This window comes from Streptomyces sp. E11-3 (genome assembly GCF_046540415.1).
Taxonomy (GTDB): Bacteria; Actinomycetota; Actinomycetes; order Streptomycetales; family Streptomycetaceae; genus Streptomyces.
Genome location: NZ_JAZGRL010000001.1, coordinates 1217732 through 1237930, shown reverse-complemented (window position 1 = coordinate 1237930; position 20199 = coordinate 1217732). Strand labels below are relative to the sequence as shown.

General features: G+C 71.4%; 12 protein-coding genes and 2 pseudogenes. 10 read left to right on the top strand and 4 right to left on the bottom strand.

All coding sequences use genetic code 11. The annotated features are described in order from the left end of the window. Positions 1–26 precede the first annotated feature (26 nt). The 6 genes and pseudogenes from U9R90_RS05645 to U9R90_RS05620 all read left to right on the top strand — a co-directional run bounded on the left by U9R90_RS05645 (position 27) and on the right by U9R90_RS05620 (position 8092). Complete coding sequence (locus tag U9R90_RS05645; RefSeq protein ID WP_411057649.1) at positions 27–2117, top strand: alkaline phosphatase family protein; 2091 nt, start codon at positions 27–29, stop codon at positions 2115–2117. 77 nt (positions 2118–2194) lie between these two features. Then, positions 2195–2515 (top strand): annotated as a pseudogene (locus U9R90_RS05640) (amino acid permease); the annotation flags it as partial. A 148-nt stretch (positions 2516–2663) separates the two neighbouring features. Further along, positions 2664–3725, top strand: a complete 1062-nt coding sequence (locus tag U9R90_RS05635) for an ATP-binding protein (RefSeq protein ID WP_411055267.1) — start codon at positions 2664–2666, stop codon at positions 3723–3725. Then, entirely contained in the window at positions 3722–5524 is a 1803-nt protein-coding gene (locus U9R90_RS05630) for a DUF2201 family putative metallopeptidase (protein WP_411055266.1), read from the top strand. Before U9R90_RS05635 ends, U9R90_RS05630 begins: the two co-directional genes overlap by 4 nt. Before the next feature lie 53 nt (positions 5525–5577). Next, complete coding sequence (locus tag U9R90_RS05625; protein WP_411055265.1) at positions 5578–6003, top strand: OsmC family protein; 426 nt, start codon at positions 5578–5580, stop codon at positions 6001–6003. Between the two features lie 129 nt (positions 6004–6132). Next, a pseudogene (locus tag U9R90_RS05620) lies at positions 6133–8092 on the top strand (Hsp70 family protein). 93 nt (positions 8093–8185) lie between these two features. On the opposite strand, the gene U9R90_RS05615 reads toward U9R90_RS05620, so the two are convergent. The 3 genes from U9R90_RS05615 to U9R90_RS05605 all read right to left on the bottom strand — a co-directional run bounded on the left by U9R90_RS05615 (position 8186) and on the right by U9R90_RS05605 (position 16147). Further along, the gene (locus tag U9R90_RS05615) at positions 8186–13084 is read right to left on the bottom strand and encodes a DNA repair ATPase (protein WP_411055264.1); all 4899 of its coding nucleotides are present in this window, start codon (positions 13082–13084) and stop codon (positions 8186–8188) included. Positions 13085–13338: 254 nt separating this feature from the next. Beyond that, positions 13339–15417, bottom strand: coding sequence for an SPFH domain-containing protein (locus U9R90_RS05610; RefSeq protein ID WP_411055263.1), 2079 nt, complete (start codon positions 15415–15417; stop codon positions 13339–13341). A gap of 85 nt (positions 15418–15502) precedes the next feature. Beyond that, positions 15503–16147 (bottom strand): hypothetical protein, encoded by a 645-nt coding sequence (locus tag U9R90_RS05605; protein WP_411057648.1) that lies wholly within the window; start codon positions 16145–16147, stop codon positions 15503–15505. A 529-nt stretch (positions 16148–16676) separates the two neighbouring features. On the opposite strand from U9R90_RS05605, the gene U9R90_RS05600 reads away from it, so the two are divergent. Continuing rightward, entirely contained in the window at positions 16677–17096 is a 420-nt protein-coding gene (locus U9R90_RS05600) for a hypothetical protein (protein WP_411055262.1), read from the top strand. Here U9R90_RS05600 and U9R90_RS05595 read toward each other — a convergent pair. Then, entirely contained in the window at positions 17086–17937 is an 852-nt protein-coding gene (locus U9R90_RS05595) for a helix-turn-helix domain-containing protein (protein ID WP_411055261.1), read from the bottom strand. The two genes, U9R90_RS05600 and U9R90_RS05595, sit on opposite strands and share 11 nt — an antisense overlap. Positions 17938–18028: 91 nt before the next feature. Between U9R90_RS05595 and U9R90_RS05590 the strand changes: the two genes are divergently transcribed. The 3 genes from U9R90_RS05590 to U9R90_RS05580 all read left to right on the top strand — a co-directional run bounded on the left by U9R90_RS05590 (position 18029) and on the right by U9R90_RS05580 (position 20109). Continuing rightward, entirely contained in the window at positions 18029–18334 is a 306-nt protein-coding gene (locus tag U9R90_RS05590; RefSeq protein ID WP_411055260.1) for a 4a-hydroxytetrahydrobiopterin dehydratase, read from the top strand. A 7-nt stretch (positions 18335–18341) separates the two neighbouring features. Continuing rightward, complete coding sequence (locus tag U9R90_RS05585) at positions 18342–19073, top strand: class I SAM-dependent methyltransferase (RefSeq protein ID WP_411055259.1); 732 nt, start codon at positions 18342–18344, stop codon at positions 19071–19073. 130 nt (positions 19074–19203) lie between these two features. Next, the gene (locus U9R90_RS05580; protein ID WP_411055258.1) at positions 19204–20109 is read left to right on the top strand and encodes a class I SAM-dependent methyltransferase; all 906 of its coding nucleotides are present in this window, start codon (positions 19204–19206) and stop codon (positions 20107–20109) included. The last annotated feature ends 90 nt before the right edge of the window (positions 20110–20199 follow it).

The window sequence follows — 20199 nt, the reverse complement described above, 5'->3', positions numbered from 1 at the left end:
AGCGGTGGCACGGGGCGGGCGGGGCCCTGTGGCGGGCGGTTGTCGTCTGGGGCGTCAGTACCCTGACGATGCTGGTACTGGCCGGGATCCTGCCGGACTTCCGGCTCCAGTCCCAGGCCGGAGACAGCATCACCCGAACGAGCATCACGGCCGCGATCGGCGCCGGGGCCTTCGGGCTGCTCAGTGCCCTGGTGTGGCCCCTGCTGGTCCGTGCGCTGCTGCTGGTCCCGGCCCTGGTACTCGGGCTCCTGGTCTTCTTCCTGAACGGCTCGCTGCTCGGCCTCGCGCTCCGGCTGATCCCCGACGGCCGCGGCCAGGCCGACGTACAGACCGCCATCGTCGTGGCCGCGGTGATGTCCGCCGTGGCATCGGCGACCTCCACCGCACTCGCCGTACGCGACGACAACGCCTACCGCCGCAGGCTCTACCGGCTCGCCGACCGGCGCCGCCGCCGGGCCGCCGCCATCGCCGGACCGAGCGCCCCCGGCACCGTCTTCCTCCAACTGGACGGCGTCGGCCACGACGTCCTGCTGCACGCGGTCGAGAAGGGCCTGATGCCGACCATCGCCCACTGGCTGGAACACACCCACCGGCTCACCCCCTGGCGCACCGACTGGTCCAGCCAGACCGGCGCCAGCCAACTCGGCATCCTGCACGGCTCCAACCACGACATCCCCGCCTTCCGCTGGTACGAGAAGGACACCCGGCAGGTGATGGTCTGCAACCGGCCCGCCAGCGCGGCCGAACTCCAGCGCCGAGCCGCCTTGCGCACCGGCGACGCCGGACTGCTCGCCGTGGACGGCGCCAGCCGCGGCAACCTCTTCGGCGGCGGCGCCGACCAGTTGGCCCTGGTCCTGTCGGTGGCGGCACGCCGCGGCCGCGGACACCGCTCACGCGCCGGGTACTTCGCCTACTTCTCCGACCCCGCCAACGCCGTACGCACCGCGATGTCGTTTATCGCCGAAGTCGGCCGGGAGATCGGCCAGTCCACCTGCGCGCGGCTGAAGAAGGCCCGGCCGCGCGTCAAACGCGGCGGGTTCTACCCCTTCATCCGCGCCTTCGCGACCGTCGTCGAGCGCGACGTCGTGGTCTCCGCGGTGATCGGCGACATGTTCGCCGGGCGCCGCGCCGTCTACGCGGACCTGGTGGCGTACGACGAGGTGGCCCACCACTCAGGGCCGTGCAGCCGGGACGCCGAGCAGGTGCTGCAACGCCTGGACCGCTCCCTCGCGCTGATCGCCAAGGTCGCCGAGCACGCCCCGCGCGGCTACCGGATCGTGCTGCTCTCCGACCACGGGCAGAGCCCCGGCGAGACCTTCCGGGCGCGGTACGGGCTCACCCTCGGCTACCTGGTCAGGGCCGGGTGCGGGCTGCCGGTGCCGCGCCGGGCCCGGCGCACCCACAGCGGCGCCGAAGCGCGCGCCGCCGTACGGACCGCGCTGCACCGGCCCGTCGAGGAGGACACCGAACGGCCCCGCCCGGCGCGGCACTCCGAGCCGGTCGTGCTGGCCTCGGGCAACCTCGGCCTGATCTCGTTCCCCGACGTGCCCGGGCGGATGACCCGCGAGCAGATCGACCGCAGGTATCCGGCGCTGCTGCCCACGCTCGCCAACCACCCCGGCGTCGGCTTCCTGCTGGTGCGCAGTGAGGAACACGGCGCCCTGGTGCTCGGCGCACACGGCGCGGAGGTCCGCCTGGACGAGCCTGACACGGGGGAGCGGGGTGCGGGCGTGCTGGCCGACTTCGGCCCCGGCGCCGCCGACGCCGTACGCCGCACCGACTCCTTCCCGCATGTCGCGGACATCATGGTCAACTCCTGGTGCGACCCCACCAGCGGTGAGGTGCTCGCCTTCGAGGAGCAGATCGGCTCGCACGGCGGGCTCGGCGGCGCGCAGGGGCGGCCCTTCCTGCTGGCGCCACGGGCCCTGTCCGTGCCCGTGCCGGACGACGGCGAGCTGGTCGGCGCCGAGCAGGTGCACCAGGTGCTGCGGCGGTGGCTGCGCGAGGCCGACGAGTCTCCCGTGTCACGGGTGCCGAGGGAAGCTCCCCACCCGGCCGTGACAGCGGAAGGAATTCTTCCGGTTAACGGCCGAGCCATACGGGACAAAACCCGCTGATTTGGTGCGGCGTTCCTTCTCCCTGACCATGGTCAGTCGTTCGGCGACCCCGGACGACGCGGCACACCAGGAGAGGCGCACCACCCAGCACGATCAGCCTCGTCGCCTTCGGCGTCCTCACCATGGGTGCCATCGCTTTGGCGCTCGTCTTCGGCAGGCTCGCCCAGCGCGACCAGCGGACCGGCGGGCCTTATGTGTACGCGCGTGAGGCGTTCGGTGACTTCACGGGCTTCCAGGCCGCCTGGGCGTACTGGATCACCACCTGGGTGTCGAACGCGGCGCTCGCCGTCACGGCCGTCGGCTACCTCGGCGTGGTCGCGGGCGCCGGCTACCAGCCCGTCTACCAGGGCGTGTTGTTCCTCTTCGCGGGCGTCCTGGTGTACGCGTGGATCGCGGCCCGCAAGCAGTCGGCCACCGCCTGACAGGGGCGCCGCCCAGGGAAAATGGGCTGCGGCACGGCGGCCGCCGCCCGCACACTGAGCGCACCGGACACCGCACACCCGTGCGGTCACGTCCCTCACCGCGTACACGTCCAGGAGCACCCCCTTGCAGGCCGCCGTCACCGTCACACCCGCCCGGATCCCCGAGCTGCTGCTCGGGCTCGCCACCGTGCGGCCGGTCTTCCTCTGGGGCGCCCCCGGCATCGGAAAGTCGTCCCTGGTACGGGCGTTCGCCGAGTCGCTCGGCCTGGAGTGCGTCAGCCTGCTCGGCACCCAGCTGGCCCCCGAGGACCTGATCGGCGTCCCGCAGATCCGCGACGGGCGCTCCGTCTTCTGCCCGCCCGAGGCCATCGCACGCGACGAGCCGTACTGCCTCTTCCTGGACGAGCTGAACGCCGCGACCCCCGACGTGCAGAAGGCGTTCTACTCGCTCATCCTGGACCGCCGCATCGGCGACTACGAGCTGCCCGACGGCTCCATCGTGATCGGCGCGGGCAACCGCGCCACCGACAACGCACTCGCCAGGCCCGTAGCCTCGGCCCTGATCAACCGCCTCACCCACGTCCATCTGCAGGCCTCGGCGACCGACTGGCTGGCCTGGGCCGCGGTCAACGACATCCACCCGTGGGTCCTGGACTACCTCACCGACCGCCCCGACCACCTGTGGTCCAAGCCGCCCAAGACCGAAGAGGCCTTCTCCACGCCCCGTTCCTGGCACATGCTCTCGGACGCCCTGCGCTCCTTCGGCCCCACCCTCGACGAGGACACCCTCAAGGTCATCGCGCACGGCACCCTGACGCCCGCGCACGCCGTCTCCTTCTGCGGCTACGTCAAGATCGTACGCAGCCGCTTCGGCCTGGACGCGATCCTCAAGGGTGATGCCCGCTGGCCGCACCGCGTCGAGGACCGCGACCTGCTGTACTACCTCGCCGACTCGTTCCGCGGGCGCCTGGTCAAGGACCTCCCGGCCTCCAAGGAGCACGCCTCGCCCTCGGTGCGACAGACCGCGTACCGCGCGAAGTCGCTGCTCGTCCAGCTCGCCGAGATCTCCGTCGAGGTCGCCCAGACCGTCATCGCCGACGACACCGACGGCAACCCCGTACTGCCCGCCTGGTTCCTGATCGAGGCGGCCCGCGACATGCCGCGCCTGGTGGAGGCCCGCAAGTGACCCGCGTACGCCGACCCGCCAAGGCGCAGGCCAAGCTCGACGCGGCAACCGAGGCCTATCTCAAGGGACTTGAGATGGTCCGGCGTAACCCGGCGCTCGACTCGCTGGACGCCGACTTCTGCCGCAACGGCTGCAACGTCGCGCCCAAGAGCGGCTGGGCCCTGATCGACTCCGACGGCTGTGTCCACGTACACCCCACCCGCAGGGCCGAGCCCGCCGAGTGGGCCTGGGCGCTCGCGCACTGCCTGCTGCACCTCGGATTCGGACACGTCCCGGCCGCCAAGGGCCCGCGCGTCCAGCCCGATCAGTACGACCTGGCCGCGCGCTGCGTCGTCGTGCACCGCTTCCAGCAGACCTTCCACGTCGGCCGCCCGCCCGAGCACCTGCCCGCCGTGTTCCCCGGCGGCGACGAGGAGCAGCTCGCCGCCCGCTGGCGGCAGGGCGGCATCCCGCCCGAGTACGAGCACTGCGGCGCCGGCGGCACCGCACCCGACCAGGTCCTGGAGCCGTGGCCCGAGTACTACGGGCCGGTCAAGGACTGGCAGGAGGTGTTCGCGCACGCCCTCACCCGTACGGTGTCCGCCGCGATGGACATCGCCGCCGGGCGCCTGGACGAACTCAAGGGTGAGCGGGTGCCGAGCAGGCCCTGGGAGCGCGCGCTCAGCTGGTTCGTGTCCTCCTACCCGCTGCTCGGCGGTATCGCCGCGGGTATGACGCTGGTCGCCGACGCCGAACTGGCCCGCGCCCACCAGATCTCCGTCGCCGCCGTCAACGCCGAGGCGGGCGAGATCTACATCAACCCGCTGCGCCACCACACCGACGAGGAGTGGCGGTTCATCCTCGCCCACGAGATGCTGCACGCCGCCCTGCGCCACGGCGACCGGCGCGGCGGCCGCGACCCGTACCTCTTCAACGTCGCCTGCGACTACGTGATCAACGCCTGGCTGCGCGAGATGGACGTCGGCGAGATGCCCGAAGGGCTGCTGTACGACCCCGAGCTCGCGGGGCTGTCCGCCGAGGAGGTCTACGACCGCATCGCGACCGATATGCGCCGGGCCCGCCGCCTGGCCACGCTGCGCGGCAAGGGCCGCGGCGACATCCTCGGTGAGCCCCTCGCCGCGCCCGGCGACTACGTGGACCTGGACGAGTTCTACCGGCGCGGCCTGCTCCAGGGCTTCGACCTGCACGACCAGCAGGACCGCGGTTGGCTGCCCGCGGGACTCGTGGAAGAGATCCGGGCCCTCTCCCAGCCGCCGCTGCCCTGGGACGCCCGACTCGCCCGCTGGTTCGACGAGTTCGTCCCGCGTCCCGAGCCGCTGCGGTCCTACGCCCGGCCGTCCCGCCGCCAGGCATCCACACCCGGGATCCCGCGCGCCGGGCGCTACTTCCCGCCCGAGGAGATCCAGCGCTGCACCTTCGGGGTCGTCCTGGACACCTCGGGGTCGATGGGCCGCACCCTGCTCGGCAAGGCGCTGGGCGCGATCGCCTCGTACGCCGAGGCGCGTGACGTGCCCGCCGCGCGCGTGGTGTTCTGCGACGCCGCCCCGCACGACGCGGGCTATCTGGCCGTCACCGAGATCGCCGGGCGCGTACGGGTGCGGGGGCGGGGTGGCACCGTACTGCAGCCGGGTATCGACCTGCTGCACCGCGCGGACGACTTTCCGGCCACCGCGCCGGTCCTGGTCATCACCGACGGGGACTGTGACGTGCTGCGGGTGCGGCGCGAGCACGCCTTCCTGCTGCCGCAGGGCGGACGCCTCCCGTTCACCGCTCGTGGTCCGGTGTTCCACATGAGGTGACGCCGGATGTGGTCGGATGGGAGGCACCGAGTTCCACACCGAAGGGAAACATCGTGGCCACCACGCGTACCGCGCACACCGTCTGGACCGGCAGCCTGATGGAGGGCGAGGGCAAGGTCGCTCTGGACTCGTCCGGCATCGGCCAGTACCCGGTCTCCTGGCCGGCCCGCACCGAGGAGGCGAACGGCAGGACCAGCCCCGAGGAGCTGATCGCGGCCGCGCACTCCAGCTGCTTCTCGATGGGCCTGTCGCACGCGCTCGCCCAGGCCGGTAACCCGCCCGCCAAGCTGGTGACGCAGGCCGAGGTGACCTTCCAGCCCGGCACCGGCATCACCGGTGTCCACCTCATCGTCGAGGGTGATGTACCGGGTCTGGACGAGGCCGCCTTCCTCAAGGCCGCCGAGGACGCCAAGGTCAACTGCCCGGTCAGCAAGGCGCTCACCGGCACCACCATCACGCTCTCGGCCAAGCTGGCCTGAACCCGCTTGAGCGGCGGGGGCCCGCCCGCCATCCCCCGTACACCCCACCCGGGTGTACGGGGGGTTGACAAGATTCAGCTCAAGTTTTGTGCTGGAGGTCCAGGCACTCCGCAGCGGGAGGGGACTGACATGGCACGTGCGGTCGGTATCGATCTTGGCACGACGAACTCCGTGGTCGCCGTGCTGGAGGGGGGTGAGCCCACGGTTGTCGCCAACGCGGAGGGTGCCAGGACCACCCCGTCCGTGGTGGCCTTCGCGAAGAACGGCGAGGTCCTCGTCGGCGAGGTCGCCAAGCGGCAGGCGGTCACCAACGTGGAGCGCACCGCGCGGTCGGTGAAACGCCATATGGGCGAGTCCGACTGGCGGTTCCCGCACGAGGGCTCCGTGGACGGCACCCGCTTCACGGCCCAGGAGCTCAACTCGCGCGTCCTGCAGAAGCTCAAGCGCGACGCCGAGTCCTACCTCGGCGACGACGTCACCGACGCGGTCATCACCGTCCCCGCCTACTTCGACGACGCCCAGCGGCAGGCCACCAAGGAGGCCGGTGAGATCGCGGGCCTGAAGGTGCTGCGCATCATCAACGAGCCCACGTCCGCGGCCCTCGCCTACGGCCTGGACCGCGGCGAGGAACAGACCGTACTCGTCTTCGACCTCGGCGGCGGCACCTTCGACGTCTCGCTCCTGGAGATCGGCGACGGTGTGATCGAGGTGAAGGCCACCAACGGCGACACCCACCTCGGCGGCGACGACTGGGACCAGCGGATCCTGGAGTACCTGGTCAAGCAGTTCAAGAACGGTCACGGCATCGACCTGTCCAAGGACAAGATGGCGGTCCAACGGCTGCGCGAGGCCGCCGAGAAGGCCAAGATCGAGCTGTCGTCCGCGGGCGAGACGACCATCAACCTGCCCTACATCACGGCCTCCGCCGAGGGCCCGCTGCACCTGGACGATCAACCTGCCCTACATCACGGCCTCCGCCGAGGGCCCGCTGCACCTGGACGAGAAACTCACCCGCGCCCAGTTCCAGCAGCTCACCCAGGACCTCCTGGACCGCTGCAAGACCCCCTTCAACCAGGCGGTCAAGGACGCCGGGATCAAACTCGACGTCGTCGACCACGTCATCCTGGTGGGCGGCTCGACCCGGATGCCCGCGGTCACCGAACTGGTCAAGGAACTCACCGGCAAGGATCCGCACAAGGGTGTCAACCCGGACGAGGTCGTGGCCGTCGGCGCGGCGCTCCAGGCCGGAGTGATCAGGGGCGACGTCAAGGACGTCCTGCTGCTCGACGTCACCCCGCTGTCCCTCGGCATCGAGACCAAGGGCGGCATCATGACCAAGCTGATCGAGCGCAACACCACGATCCCGACCCGGCGTTCGGAGGTCTTCACCACCGCCGAGGACAACCAGCCGTCCGTCGGCATCCAGGTCTTCCAGGGCGAACGCGAGATCGCCGCGTACAACAAGAAGCTCGGCGTCTTCGACCTCACCGGACTGCCGCCGTCGCCGCGCGGCGTCCCGCAGATCGAGGTCACCTTCGACATCGACGCCAACGGGATCATGCATGTGTCGGCGAAGGACCTGGCCACCGGGCGCGAGCAGAAGATGACGGTCACCGGCGGCTCCGCGCTGCCCAAGGACGACATCGACCGCATGATGCGCGAGGCCGAGCAGTACGCGGACGAGGACCGCAAGCGCCGCGAGGCGGCCGAGACCCGCAACCAGTCCGAGCAACTCCTCTACCAGACCGAGCGGTTCGTACGGGACAACGAGGACAAGATCCCCGCGGAGACGAAGACCGAGGTCGAGTCCGCGATGGCCGAACTCAAGGAGAAGGTGGAGGGCAAGGCGAGCACGGAGGAGCTGCGCGCGGCCACGGAGCGGCTGGCGACGGTCAGCCAGAAGATGGGCCAGGCGATGTACGCCGGGGCGCGCGGGGAGTCGTCCGGCGAGTCCTCGGCTGCGGCTTCGTCCGACGAGCCGTCAGCGGGCGGTCCGCAGGACGACGTCGTCGACGCGGAGATCGTCGACGACGACAAGGACGACAAGGACGACAAGGGCGCCAGGGACACGAAGGGTGGCGCGGCGTAAGTCCGTTCGCCCCGCCTGTCCTGGGTGGAACTCGCTCCACCCAGGGCAGGCGGGGACCTCAGACCCCGAGGGTCCTCAGTCCCGGCGGGGACCTCAGACCTCCGGCTCCACCGCCCGCGCCGCGTGCCGGCCCGTCGGGTTGGCCATCAGGTGGCGTGGATCCGCGGCGCGGGTGATGGCCGACTCGACGGCCGCCACCCGGTCCGCCAGCAGGCCGAGCGCCGCGACCGCGCGGGTGACCGGGTCGTCCTCTGCGCCGCCGAGCGCCTGGGCGCGGACGTACGACGCGGTCAACTCGGCCCAGCGGTCGGCCTGTTCCCGGGTCTGCGTGCCCCGTAGCGAGGCGAGCTTCAGAAGGTTGGACTCGGCTCCTGTGGTGAGGGTCTGGGCCTCGCCGGTGTAGTGGTCGTCGATGACGGCCGCCAGTTCGGCGTCGTTCATCACGGGCACGATCCGCTCCGCGATCTTGTTCATGTTGCGGTACGAGCCCTGGAGCTGGAACGGCGGCTCGCTGCGCGTCGCGTCGCTCTGCCCGGCCGAGGCGATGTACGCCTCGTTGACGGCGAGAACCGTGCGGCGCGCGGTGAGCAGGTGGCGCAGTACGGACAGGACCCGCTCCAACTCGGCAGGCGCGTACGGGTGTTGCAGGCGGTCCGCGTGCGCCGTCGGGTCGTCCTGGGCCAGGCGCACCAGGACATCCAGATCGGCGCGGTCGCGCCCGGCCAGCGGTGCCAGCACGGCGTTCGACGTGAGCGCGTTCTCGATGAAGCTGTACGCGAAGACGTCCTCCTTGCCGGAGAGGACATCACCGAGGTTCCAGACGTCGGCACGGTTGGCGAGCATGTCGGGGATGCGGAAGCGCTGGCCCGACTCGGTGTACGGGTTGCCCGCCATGCACACCGCGAAGCGCTTGCCGCGCAGGTCGTAGGTGCGGGTCGTGCCGTTCCAGACACCCTCGATACGGCGCTGGCCATCACAGAGGGAGATGAACTTCTGCAGCAGTTCGGGCGAGGTGTGCTGGATGTCGTCCAGGTAGAGCAGGGTGTTGTTGCCCGCCTCCAGGGCGAAGTTGATCTTTTCGATCTCCTGGCGTGCCGTGGCGTTCGGCGCCTCGGCCGGATCGAGCGAGGTCACGGTGTGACCCAGCGCCGGGCCGTTGACCTTGACCAGGACCAGGCCGAGGCGGTCGGCGACGTACTCCATGAGCGTCGTCTTGCCGTAGCCGGGCGGCGAGATGAGCAGCAACAGGCCGTTGCTGTCGGTGCGCTTGTCCGCGTCCGCCGTGCCGATCTGCTTGGCGAGGTTGTCGCCGATCAGCGGCAGATACACCTCGTCGATCAGACGGTTGCGGACGAACGCGCTCATCACCTTGGGCTTGAACTCCGACAGCCGCAGCCGGTCGCGCTCGGCGTTCACCAGGGTGGTACGCCGCTGCTGGTAGGCCCGGAAGCCGGGCACGCCGGTGCGGTCGAACTCCCGGGTACGGGCCAGGAACTCATCGATGCGCAGGGTGAGCGCGCGGCCCTCGATGCGGGGGTGCGCGCCCAGCAGGCCCTCGACCCGCTCGGCGAGCGGCGCCCCCGACTCGTACCGCTCAAGGTCCGGGCAGAGCTCGATGACGACGGCCTCGGCGAGGTCCCCGGCGTGGATCTGCTCGCCGGATGCCGCGGCGTACGAGCCGAGCCACGCCTCGATGAGCTGGCGCCGGGCGCCGATGTCCGCGACGCCGCGCACATCCTCGTCGTACGCCGAAGCGTCCACGGCGTGCCGGAACTTGTCGACCAGACCGCGCGCGGCGGAGCTGCTCGCGAAGGAGCCCGCGCTGCCCGCCAGTTCCTCGAAGAGGTACTCGGCGGCGAGTGCGAAGTCCACCTGCGGCCGCGCGCCTTCCGCGATCGCCGCCGCCAACTCCGCCTGGAGGTCCGCGATCGCGGGTGCGAGGCCGAACGTCTCGCGGGCCCGCGCCATGGACACCGCGCGCCGTGTCCACGCCTCACGCGCCGCGTCCGCGGCCCGGTGCGCCCAGAACTCCTGGGCGGCGGCCCGCTCCACAGGGGCGAACCGCAGCAGCCCCGCCTCAGTGTGCAGCCGCACCAGCGCGGCCAGGATCAGCGCGGCGTCGTGGTCGTGCACACCCCGCTCGTACCCCTCGTCGTACGCCTCCTCGGCGGCGCTCCGTACGAGCGCTGCCAGGTCGGCCGAGGCCAGCGCGGCACCCCCGTGCTGGGTGAGCAGCCGCGCCGCCAGGTACTCGGCGCGGTACACCTCGGGTGACTCGGACGGCAGCAGCCGGTCCCAGTAGGGGCGGGTCTCGGCGAAGTCCGGGTCGGCCACCGGTGCCCGGTAGTCCGTGCCGGTCAGGGCGAAGGACAGGCCATCGCCCCGCGGCACCAACGTCAGGTCGAGCGCCTGGGTGTTGACCGCGAACCGGTGCTTGCCGAGCCGGATCAGCGCCCCGCCGTCCGCGTACAGGTCGGACCGGTCGCGCAGCGCGCGCGCGGCCTCCTGGCGGGCTGCCTTCAGCCGGCCGTCGAGCTCGTCCGAGCGCACCTGGTCGCCCAGCTCGCGCAGCTCGGCGGCGGTGCGCTGGACCTTGGCGACCATCGGGTCGGACGCGAAGTACGTGTTGATCGCGTCGATGTCGCCGAGCTGGGCGGCCCGCCGCCCGATGGTCTGAAGGACCCGGGTCGCGGACTCGGCGAGCCGCTCGGCGTGCCGGGCCCGGGCGTCCTCCAGGGTCTGCTTGCGGGCCGAGAACGCCTCGTAGACCTCGCTGCGCTTCTCGCCCAGCTCACCGAGGAAGTCGTCGAACTCGGCGAACCGCGACTCCAGGTTCTCCAACTGGAGCAGCAGCCGCGCCAGTTGCTCCTCGCAGGCCGCGGGCGTGTCCGCGGCGGCCAGCGCGCCCGTGACGGCCTGCCCCAACAGCGCGAACTCCGCCGCGAACTCGGCCCGGCCCTCGCTGTCCAGGAGCTCACGGCGACGCGCGGCCAGCGTGGCGCGGGCGCGGTTGACGCCGCCGAGCACCTCGGCGATCCGCTCCAGGATCGACGTACGCACCGTGGCGTCACCGATGTCCAGGCCCGCGACCGTCTCGGTCAGGACCTGCAGCCCCTCGGTGCGCTCCTCAAGGGTCGCGGCCACCGGGTCGGCCTCGGCGACGGTCGCCACCGCCTCGGCCTCGGCGACCAGGCGCTCCACCTCGGCGTGGTAGTCGGTGAACGCGTCATCGCGCTGGAGGAACGCGACGGCGCGCTGCGCGGTGGTGGTGATGTCGGTCTCGACGTCGTCCGCGAGGGCGTCGATACGCTCGGTGTCGGCGTACCGCATCTCCTTGAGGGTGATCAAGTGGCCCTGTGCCTGGCGCAGTTCGGTGAGCCCGGTCACCCACTGCTCCGCGGTGCGCGGTGCCTCGCCGCGGATGCGGCGCACCAGCGTGGCCAGCGTCGCGGCGGCCTCGTCCAGCGCCTGGGCGGCCTGCCGGGTCAGCGTCTGGACGGTCTCGAACTCGCCGAGCACCTGCTCGGCGGTGGCCCGCACCTCGCTCAGCGGCGCGTGCAGATCGCCCACCTCGGCCTGGCCGAGCCAGTGGTACTGGTCGGCGGCGCGGGTGCATGCGGTCACCAGGGCCTCGTAGACCCCGCCGGTGGGAGTGGTCTCGGTGACGGCGCGGGCGATGGACAGGCAGTCCGAGATACCGCGTACCAGGTCCGCGTTGCCGATCCGGGCCAGCGGCCCGTCGCCGGTGGGCTCGGCCGCGGCGTGCGTGTCGGAGACGTACGGGCTCTGCCACAGCTGCAGCGGGTGCACCCGGGCCGGTTCGTCGGAGTCGGCGCGCAGCACGATCAGCGTGCCGTCGTCGAACAGCGCCCAGCCGTGGCAGGCCAGGGGAGTGGCGACCTCCTTGCGGATCACGTTGTAGGGCAGCAGCAGACTGCGGCCCTCCACGCGCGCGTGGAACGCGAACAGCACGTCCTCGCCGTTGGGGGAGCGCACCACCCGCTCGAACTCCAGATCCGCCACCGGAAAGGCGTTGGTGTCGAAGGCCTTCGAGGCGCCGGTGGCCAGGCAGTAGCCGCCGGGGAAGATAACGCCCTGGTCCTCGGGCAGCCGACGGCAGGCCTGCCCGATGCCGTCCAGGCGCACCACCGTCTTGGTGGTGGTGTTGTAGACCAGGTAGCGGGTGGTCTCCTCCTTGTACGGGCGGATGCGTAGGAGGATCAGCGCACCGACGCGCGCGTACGCCACATCCGCGTCGGCGAGCGACTGCAGCGGCTCGTCGACGGGCTCGGAGAAGATGCCCTCGCCGGACTCGGTGTTGTCCTCGACCTTGACGGTGAGGGTGCCGCCGACGGTCTCGACGAAGACCTCGCCGCCGATGGAGATGTGCGGGTGGCGGCCCAGGACGTGGTCCTCGCGGGTGGCCTCGGTCCACTCGAAGTCGTGGGACGGCGGGAAGACATGGTCCTTGTCGCCGCGCGCGTCCAGGAACTTCGCGGTGCCGTCGGCGCTGACGCTCCAGCGCAGTACGCGGATGTCGGAGGCCTTCTCACCGGTCTGGAACACCGCGAGCAGCTTGCCGTCGACCTGCCGCAACTGCAGCAGGTGCGCGTCGCGGTAGTAGCGGTACAGGGCGGTGAACTCGCGCACGAACGCCGGGTCGTCGAGCAGCCCGGGCAGCGCGTCCTCCGGCAGCCGGTTCAGCTCGTGGTCGTGCAGGGCGAAGACGTCGCTGACCGAGGTCTCGGGCTTGAGCCCGATGAACACGTTGTAGCCGAAGAGCAGCTTGCCGCCGACGGACGCGATGTCGCGGGGCACGCAGTTGTTCTCCGTGCGGATGCGCTCGGTGCCGGTGAGCGCCAGCTCCGTGGAGCCGAACGCCTCGGTGCGGCGGGTGTTGAGCGTCTCGGCGCGGCGGGCGAGTTCGGCGGCCTGCCCGGCCAGCCGGTCGCGCAGTACCTCGTACGTACCGGCATCCAGACCGGTTTCCATGTGTCTGCTCCCTTTCGGGGAATGGCGGGCCGGAGCCGCTTCGGGAGGTGGCGGGGGGGGGGCCCCCNGCGGCCTGCCCGGCCAGCCGGTCGCGCAGTACCTCGTACGTACCGGCATCCAGACCGGTTTCCATGTGTCTGCTCCCTTTCGGGGAATGGCGGGCCGGAGCCGCTTCGGGTGGTGGCGGGCCGGAGCCGCCGCACCGGGGCGGCGGCTCCGGCCCGGTGCGGCGGTGCGTCAGGCCGTGCGGTGCGTCAGGCCTTCACAGAGCCGTTCAGCGCGGCCACCGGCGTGTCGGCGAGGCCCAGCTCGCCCGCCTTGTCGAGCAGCTGCTTGAGCTGGCCCGCCTGGGCGCCGCCCGACTGCATCAGCTTCATCAGCAGCGCCGAGACGGTCAGGTTCTGCACGTCGGCGGTCGAGACCGAGCCGAGGATCCGGCTCAGGTCGTCGGTGAAGCTCGCCGAGCCGTCCAGCCACGGACCGGCCAGCGTCTGCGCGGTCTGCGAGTTCTCCATGAAGCTGTCCACGCCCTTGCCGAGCGCGATCGAGGAGACCAGCCGGTCGAAGAAGACCGACTCGCCGCCGACGATGTTGATGTCGGCGCTCTCCAGACCGGCCGAGATGACCTTGGCCTGCGCCTCGGCGACCTTCTGCTGCACCTCGATACCGGCGAGGCGGATGTCCTTCTCCGCCTCCAGGCGCAGTCGGTACTCCTCGTGCGTACGGGACGCCTCGTCCAGCGCCGCCATCGCGGCCGCCTTCTCGGTCAGGCCCTCGGCCTCGGCCTTCAGCTTCTCGCCGATCGCGGCGGCGTCGGCCTTCGCCTGCGCCTCGGCGCCTTCGGCGACGGCCAGGGCCTTGGCCCGGGCGCCCTCGGCCTCGGCGCGCAGCCGTGCCTCGGTGGCCTCGGCTTCGGCGCGGCCGGCCTTCTCGATGGCGTCGGCCTCCTTCTCGCGGACCTGTACGGCGGCCAGGCCCTCGGCGGCGGCCTCGGCCTGGATGCCCTCGGCGAGGCGCAGCTTGGCGCGGGCGTCCAGGTCGGAGGACTTCAGCCGGGCCTCCGCGAGGGTGAGCTCCTCGGCGGCACGGTGCGTCGCGGCCTGCTCGGCGGCCTCCGCGGCCTTGATGTCCTTGACCAGCTTCTCCTGCGCCTCGGCCTCGGCGGCGATGACGATGGCCTGGCGGTTGCGCTCCGCCTCCTCGACGGCGCGCAGCTTCTTGATCGACTCCTCCTGCTCGGCGACCGTACGGTCCACCGCGACCCGCTCACGGACGACCTCGGCGATCTCCCGCTTCTCCGCCTCGACCTCCTTGTCGGCGGCGATCCGGGTCAGCGAGGTCTCCCGCTCCCGGGCGATGACCTCCAGCATCCGGTCCTTCTCGATGCGCTCGGTCTCGATGGCGATGACGCGCTCGCGGTTCTTCTCGGCGACCGCGACCTCACGGCCCTGGTTCTCGCGCTGGATGCCGAGCTGCTCCTCGGTCTTCAGGAACGCGGACTGCGCCCGCAGCCGCTCCTCCTCCATGACCCGCGCCGTCTCGGCCTCCTCACGAGCCCGCGCGGTCTGGACCTCACGCTGCTGCTTGGCCTCGGCGTCGGCCTGGCGGCGCTCCAGCTCCAGGATCGCCTCGCGCGCGTCGACGTTCTGCCGGGTGGTCTCCTTCTCCTCGTGGCGCTGGTACTCGTTGGTGCGCACCCGCTCCACGGCGGTCAGCTCGGTGATCTTCCGGATGCCCTGGGCGTCCAGGATGTTGTGGCTGTCCAGCTGCGCGAGCGGCGTCTGCTCCAGGTAGTCGATCGCCGCGTCCTCAAGGCTGTAGCCGTTGAGGTCGGTGCCGATGACCCGGATGATGCGGTCCCGGAACTCGTCGCGCTTGGTGTAGAGGTCGGTGAAGTCCAGCTGCTTGCCGACGGTCTTGAGCGCCTCGGAGAACTTGGCGTTGAACAGCTCCTGCAGCGTGTTCTGGTCGCTGGCGCGCTGGGTGCCTATCGCCTGGGCGACCTTGATGACGTCCTGGGTGGTCTTGTTGACGCGGACGAAGAACGAGATCCGGATGTCGGCGCGGATGTTGTCCTTGCAGATCAGCCCGTCCCGGCCGGTACGGGTGATGTCGATGGTCTTGACCGAGATGTCCATGACCTCGGCCTTGTGCAGCACCGGCAGGACGACCTGCCCGGTGAAGGTCACGTCGACCTTCCGCATCTTGGAGACGATCAGCGCCTTGCCCTGCTCCACCTTGCGGAACAGCCGGGTGATGCAGAGCAGCAGTGCTACCACGATGATCAGGACGACGGCGATGAGCACGCCGATGCCTTGGGTGATGGCGTCCATGAAGAATCCTTGAGTCAGTTGCCGGAGTTCCGCTCAGGCGGTGGTGGCGCGGGGACGAGTGGTGCGGCGGTGTCGCGGGGACGGGTCAGGCGGCGGTGTCGCCGGGGTCGAGCAGCCCCTCGTACGACGGGTGGGGCGCGGCCCAGAAGAACTCGCCCGCTTCGTCGTAGGCGTACAGCAGTGCGGTGCTGCCGAAGGTCAGTGCGTGCGTCGGGTGGGCGGCCAGGTCTTCGGCGGTCTGCCGGACCTGCACGACGGCCGTGGAGCCGTCGTCGGCGGCGACCTCGGCCTGGCCGAATCCGTCATCCACCCGACTGGTGCGGACGGTGCAGGAGCGTCCGACGAAGTCGAGCCGGGACGGCGCGGGTTCGTCGGGGAAGAGCGAGCGCAGCGGCCGCAGGAACAGGCGGGTCAGCCGCCAGGAGACCAGTACGGCGAAGACGAGCACGCCGAACGCGGCCGCGGTGGCGACGGCGCCGGAGGCACCCCAACGGTCCAGGAGCACCGTGCCGACCAGGCTGGTGAACCAGGCGAAGAGCGTCAGCAGGGAGACCACCACGGTGACCGGGACCCCGCCCAGGCCCGCGGCCCCGAACCCGGCCTCGGTGTCAAAGGCGTCCGTGTCGGCCGCGCCGAAGACGGCGAGCAGCCAGAAGCCCAGGACCACGACGAGCGCGCCGGTGAACAGGACCGTGGGAAAAGCGATCGCGGCATTCAGGAACTCGCCCATGGTCCCGCCCCCCATCCCGTTCAATGTTCATGTTCATGCAGAACGATTTTCAGCCACCATAATGGATGCCTCGGCGCGGTCGATTCCCGGTCCCGTACCGGGGTCGCCCCCTGTCCGCCGCGATCATCCTGGCAGAAGGACGCGGCCGCGGGCACTGCCGGTTCCCGGCAGTTTTTATGCGTCCTTGATGCCGGGAGCAGCCCCTCGGACACCCTGGGTGGTGAGGTTCCGGCTCCGCTTGTGCTGTGGGACGTTGCCGCGCCCCGGCAACAGACGAGCCCGCGAGCGCGCCGCCGCACGGCTCCCCGGGCTCCATTACCTCGCGCGTAATCGACCGGCTCGGCGGCGCAAGGCATGGTTTTGCCCATCGGATACCGGACGGCGCTTCCCATTCCGGCATCTGAGTCCCGATCAGTACTGCGATCAGTACTGCGACCAGTACTGCGACCAGTACCGCGACCAGTACCGCGATCAGTACCGCGATCAGTACCGCGGTCCATCCCTCGATCTCGACGGAGGCTGAATCCGTATGTCGACTTATCCGCTCACCGCCCTCGCCCGCACCGCCGACCCGCGGATCATGCTGCGCCGCTTCCTCGCTCTGGACGCCGTGGTGACCGGCGCCAACGGACTCGCCTACGCCGCCGCGTCAGGACCGCTCGGGCGGCTGCTCGGCGTAGACGCCACGCTGCTGCTCGCCATCGGCGCCTTCCTGCTGCTCTACGCGGCCGCCGTCGGGTACGTCGCCTCCCGTACGCGGCCCCCGGCGCTCGCGGTCCGCGCGGTGATCGAGGCCAACGCGGTGTGGGCGGTGCTCAGCCTGGCGGCGCTCGTCGGCTGGCTCTCGCCGACCGTGGCGGGCGCCGTGTGGATCCCGATGCAGGCCGCCGTCGTGGCGGGCTTCGCCGCCCTGCAGTACGTGTCCCTGCGCGCGTCCGTCAGGGCATGAGCGACTGCAGGTACTTGACCGTCGCCGGGTCGGCCGGGAGGAACGTCTCGATGGCCAGCTCGGCGACCGTCACATCCATCGGCGTATTGAAGGTGGAGATCGACGACACGAACGACAGCACGCGCCCGTCGTGCTCGATCAGCATCGGCAGCGCGAAGTACGGGACAGGCGTCGCCGGGTCATCAGGGCCGCTCCCGTGCGTGCCCGAGCCGGCGTCCGCCACCGGATACGCCGCCACCGGATACGCCGCCACCTCCTCGTACAGCTCCCGCAGCGCGTCGGACCGATGGAGCGCGATCTGGCGCTCCATCTGGTGCAGCAGATGCCCGCGCCACTCACCCAGATTGCGGATCTTCGGCGCCAGGCCCTCGGGGTGCAGGGTGAGCCGCATCGCGTTCAGCGGCGGCGCCAGCAGCTCCTCCGGCACCCCGTCGAGGAGCATCGCGATCCCCCGGTTGGCGGCGACCACGCGGTACGTCGCGTCGACGACCAGCGCCGGATACGGCTCGTACCCGTGCAACAGCCGCTCCAGACCCTCCCGTAGCGCCCCCATCGACGGGTCGTCGAGCGGCGTCTCGGAGAAGCGGGGCGCGTAACCGGCTGCGAGCAGCAGCGCGTTCCGCTCCCGTACGGGCACGTCCAGATGCTCCGCGAGCCGCAGCAGGAAGTCCTCGCTCGGGCGGGACCTGCCGGTCTCCACGAAGCTGATGTGCCGGGCGGAGGAATCCGCGCGCAAGGCCAGCTCCAACTGGCTGATACGGCGCTGCTCACGCCAGCCCCGCAACAGCGGACCCACCCCCGTGGCGCGCTGGGTTCCCTTGCCGGAAACGACGGTTGTCATACCGGGACGGTACTGCGTTTCCCTGAGGGATAACCCACGGGTCTCTGTGGCAGGCTGAGGACACCTGTCCGATTAGCGAAGGAGCGCGCCCATGCCCGTCGAACCGCTGTCGCAGAAGGACATCGAGGACCGGCTCGCGGAGCTCCCCGGCTGGTCACTCGACGGCGACCGGATCGCCCGTTCGTACCACCTGGCCTCGCACTTCGCGGCGACCGCGATGGTCGTGCACATCGCCCAGGTGCAGGAGGAGCTTGGCCACCACGCGGATGTGACCCTCGGATACAACACCGTCGCGCTCACCGTGAACACCCACAGCGTCGGCGGCGCCGTCACCGCCTTGGACTTCGAACTGGCCCACCGGATCGAGCAGTTCGCCCCGGCACACGGCGTCGGCTGAGCCGCGGATGCTGGACTACACCGCCGAGGCCGCGACCTACGACGCGACCCGAGGAGGCGTACCCCGCGCGGCCGCGGCGGCGCGCGCGATCCTCGGTCTGATACCCGCGACCGCCGGCACCCTGCTCGACGTGGGCTGCGGCACCGGCATTGTCACCGAGCGGCTCAACCGACCGGGGCTGCGGGTGACCGGCGTGGACGCGGCGCACGGCATGGCCCGCAGGGCCGGTGAGCGGCTGCCGGGCGGCGTCGTTCTGGGCGACAGCCGCCGACTGCCCTTCCCCGACGGCACCTTCGACGCCGTGACCTCGGTCTGGGTGCTCCATCTGGTGCCCGACGCCGAGCGGATCGTGGCCGAGTGCGCGCGGTTGCTGCGGCCCGGAGGGGTCCTCGTGACCACCGTGGACAAGGACGCCGCACACGACGTGGGCTGCGACATCGACACCCTGCTCGGCCCGCACCTCACCACCGAGGCCTTCGACCGGGCCGACCTGATCGAGCGCTACGCGCGCGTGCACGGCCTCGCCCCGGTCGGCGAGGCCCGCTTCACCGGCCACGGTCAGGGGCGTACGCCCAGCGGCATGGCAGCGGCGATACGCAAGGGCACCTACGCCCGCCGCCTCACCGCGCGCAGCGCCGCCGTCGAGTCACTCGCCGCGGCACTGGAGGCGCTGCCCGAGCCTGATGTACGGCGTCCCGACCCGGAGTACCGACTGCTGGCGCTGCGCGGCAGCGAGTGAGTACGTCTCGCCGCACCGGTTTGCCGAAACCGCAACGATGTTCGCCGTAGCGGACGGGCCCGACGCACACTGGCGATGCCCCGGCACAGCAGCCCACCGGCGGACGACCGGGAGACGAGAGGGGACATCCATGAGCGGCCACCACCACACGCACCCGCAGGCGCAGTCGCACGACCACGCCACGCCGCACGACCACGCGCAGCCGGACTGGGACGCCCTGGCCGACGCGCTCCAGCGCCGCGCGGAGGTCTACGGACCGCTCTACACCCAGGTACTGGACGACCTGCGCAAGCAGGTGCCCGGCGCCCCCGCCCGGATCGTCGACGCGGGCAGCGGCCCGGGCGTGCTCGCCTGCCGCCTCGCCGAGACCTTCCCCGAGGCCGAGGTGATCGCCGTCGACTCCACCGAGAGCCTCCTCGAGCGGACCACGGCCCGCGCGGCGGACGCCGGACTCGCGGCACGCGTACGGACCCACCTCGCCGAACTCCCCGAAGGCCTGGCCGACGTGGGCACAGCCGACGTCCTCTGGCTCAGCCACACCCTGCACCACTTCGGCGACCAGCGGGCCGCACTCGCCGACGCCGCCCGCGCCCTGGCCCCCGGGGGCACTCTGGTCCTCGCCGAGGGCGGCCTCACCACGCGCTACCTGCCCCGTGACATCGGCATCGGCCGCCCAGGCCTGCAGGCCAGGCTCGACGTGGCCAACGAGGAGGCGTTCATCGAGATGCGCGCGGCACTCCCCGGCGTCAAGGACGAACCCGAGGACTGGCCCGGCCTGCTCACCTCCGTGGGGCTGCGCCACACCACGACCCGCAGCTACCTCCTGGACCTCCCGGCCCCACTGCCCCCCGAGGCCCGCGCCCACGTCACGGCGACCCTCACCCGCTACCGCGAGGGCTTCGGCGACCACATCGCCCCCGACGACCTGACCACCCTGGACCGCCTGCTCGACCCGGCCGACCCGGCAGGCCTGCACCGCCGCACGGACCTGTTCCTGCTCGGCGCTGAGACCGTACACACGGCAGTGAAGCCCTGAGGCAGATCAGCACCGGCCGGGGCGCACGTACACCGTGACCTCGGCCCTGACGATCCGCCGTGGCCCGCGGACGGGTGCGTGGGTGGCTCC